The sequence below is a fragment of the Massiliimicrobium timonense genome (assembly GCF_002160865.1).
In the GTDB taxonomy this organism is placed as follows: domain Bacteria; phylum Bacillota_I; class Bacilli_A; order Erysipelotrichales; family Coprobacillaceae; genus Allocoprobacillus.
The window spans coordinates 1-1,097 of record NZ_NFLJ01000096.1 but is presented as its reverse complement, the minus strand read 5'-3'; the positions used below and the strand labels follow the sequence as shown (position 1 = coordinate 1,097).

Below are 1,097 nucleotides of genomic sequence, written 5' to 3'. Positions count from 1 at the left end.
ATAATACCTGACTTTAGTATCCGGTATTAAAATCTAGTGATAGTTTTATAAAATATTTAGGTCCCTATTTTTAGGGACCTGTTTTTAATTCTATATTTTATAATTTAATATTTGTTTAATTTGTCTCTCTGTTAGGTAGTAGTTAGTTAATGGAAGTTTAGACAGCTTCGCAAATTCTTTTATAAATCTGCTACTTGTTGTTATATTAATGTATTTACTTTCACCTTTTACTAGTCTAAATTCACGTGTGAACTTCATGATTTCATATGTACTAAACTCTTTATTGAATACTTTGAATTGTAGTAATCTTTCTAGAAGAACTGATAAATAACAGATTAAGAAATGTCCTTTTATAGTACTTTCTTTTTGGAGAAATACAGGCCTTGCATCGAGATCGCTTTTCATGATCTTAAATGATTCTTCTATTCTCCATAAATTATGATAGGTCTCATATATTTCGCGTTCACTCATTTTTGTTTCAGAAGTCACTAGAAGATTATAACCTGCAAGTTTTCTTTCTTTGTCAATGGCTTCTTGATTTATTTTGGCTTTAGCTTTTCCTCCTTTTCCATTGATAAAATCAACATATTTTCCTAGATCTCCAAATTCAGAACGTTTTGCTTGGCTATAACAGAGTTCTCTTGCTTTCTCAGCTTGTTTTTCTATTTCATACTTTTTCTTTGTAGCAAGCTTAGGGTTATAAGTAAGTACTCTTTTTTCTTTAAACATCAAAATTTTCTTTTTCCCTGTGTTTTCATCAATAGTGATGTTGTAAGGAAATTGATCAACACATGATTTGTATTTGTAAATGAGATGTCCCTCTTTATCTCTCACTTCTTCCCAATCATCACTATCCATGGTCACCCAAGTTTGTTCGGTTTCAGGAAGCATCTTTACGGATTTAGAAAAGAGATAACCATCACCATTTTCTTTGGCGAAAGCGATATTATCAGCACAATTAAGACCTTTATCAGCTACATGTATTGTTCTGCCATTTATTTGATATGTATTTCTTAAATCATTTACAACATCTCTCATAATAGGTTTCTCACTTTGATTCCCAGGAAACATTTTCATGCCTATAGGAATCTGGTTGG

At 30.9% G+C, this 1,097-nt stretch carries 1 protein-coding gene; it reads right to left on the bottom strand.

The genetic code is table 11. The features are described 5' to 3' along the window. Positions 1 to 90: 90 nt before the first annotated feature. On the bottom strand, positions 91 to 1,097 hold a 1,007-nt coding region (locus B5E75_RS14310), incomplete at its 5' end, for an IS1634 family transposase (protein WP_143746991.1).